The sequence below is a fragment of the Psychrobacter sp. CAL346-MNA-CIBAN-0220 genome (genome assembly GCF_040309805.1).
Classification (GTDB): Bacteria; Pseudomonadota; Gammaproteobacteria; order Pseudomonadales; family Moraxellaceae; genus Psychrobacter.
On record NZ_JBEOPF010000645.1, the window covers coordinates 1 to 243 of the forward strand.

Sequence of the window (243 nt, forward strand, 5' to 3'; positions counted from 1 at the left end):
TTATTGATGAGGCTGATGGTTTGTTGTGCAGCCGCGAACAAGCAACGGCAAATTGGGAAGTGCAAACAGTTAATGAATTACTATGCTATATGGAGCAATTTCAACTCCCACTTTTTGCCGCAACTAACTTTGCTAAAAATTTAGATAAAGCGGTAATGAGGCGATTTGATTTTAATTTAAGTTTAACCTATTTGACTCCGCTACAGGCTAAGCAATTATTTAAAGATACATTAGGTCCTGGAG

1 protein-coding gene is annotated in these 243 nt (G+C 37.4%); it reads left to right on the forward strand.

Features of this window, described 5'->3' with window-relative positions; genetic code table 11:
* Positions 1-243: AAA family ATPase (locus tag AAEY88_RS15160; RefSeq protein ID WP_350563719.1), on the forward strand; the 243-nt coding region annotated here is incomplete at both ends.